2 protein-coding genes are annotated in these 969 nt (G+C 75.7%); both read right to left on the reverse strand.

The window, feature by feature from the left end; genetic code table 11:
• On the reverse strand, nt 1-800 hold an 800-nt coding region (locus B7L92_RS37415), incomplete at its 3' end, for a transglutaminase-like and tetratricopeptide repeat-containing protein (protein WP_107501736.1).
• 17 nt (nt 801-817) lie between these two features.
• A partial coding sequence (locus tag B7L92_RS43250; RefSeq protein ID WP_497592063.1) for an N-acetyltransferase occupies nt 818-969 on the reverse strand: 152 nt, incomplete at its 5' end.

A 969-nucleotide genomic window follows, 5' to 3' on the forward strand; every position in this document is an offset into this window, starting at 1 on the left:
GACTTCCTGGACGGCGCGGCCGAACTGGAGGCGTACGCCGAGGTGGTGGCCGCGCCGTCCAGGAAGTCACCGCGCCGGACCAGCACCTGGGCCCGCTCGTAGCGCAGCCGCGCCGGGTGCGAGGGGAGCAGCAGGGACAGCTCCACCGCCCACAGGGCCACGTCGGACCGCTCCGGACGGGCGGCCGCCCACGCCCGGATGTTGTTCAGCACGCGCAGCACGACGTCCAGGGGGTCGGCGGGCGTCAGCATCGACGCCTCCAGCGGCGCCCCCGTGGCCCCGGCGACCAGCAGGTCCGCGTCGGCGCCGGTCAGCACCCGGCCCCCGTCGAAGGGATCGGCGAGCACCTGCCCCTGAACGTCCCCGAAGCCGACGACGAAGTGCCCGGGCAGCGCCACCCCGTACACCGGCGCGCCCGCCCGCCGGGCCACCTCCAGCCACACCACCGACAGCAGGATCGGCAGCCCGCGCCGCCGCCGCAGCACCTCGTGCAGCAGCGAGGACTCCAGCCGCCGGTAGTCGCCCGGGGTGCCGTGGAAGCCGTACCGCCCACCCAGCAGGTCGAGCAGGGCGAGCGCCCAGGCCCGGGGCGAGCCGGGCCGGTGGGGGAGCTCCCCGGCCAGCCGGTCCAGCTCCACCTGCGCGGTGTCCAGGCCGGTCTCGTCCAGGGTGCCGTCCGCCTCCGCACCGATCAGCAGGCACAGCGTGGACAGGTCGGGCCGCTCGCAGCGGGCCTCCTCGGCGAACCGCCGGCGCAGCTCGGCGGAGCGCTCGGGAGACGGGGGGCAAGGGGGACGCATAACCGGTTCGTGCCCGCTCACGGCGCTCCGTCACCGTCCGGAGCCGATGATTCCGATGTGTGGGGAGCACGGTGGTGGTGGTAGGCGTGGTGCACGGCGAAGCCCATCCGGCGGTACAGCGCCCGGGCCCCCTCGTTGTCGTCCTCGACCTGGAGCCAGGCCGCCGAGG

This window comes from Streptomyces viridosporus (genome assembly GCF_002078235.1).
In the GTDB taxonomy this organism is placed as follows: domain Bacteria; phylum Actinomycetota; class Actinomycetes; order Streptomycetales; family Streptomycetaceae; genus Streptomyces; species Streptomyces viridosporus.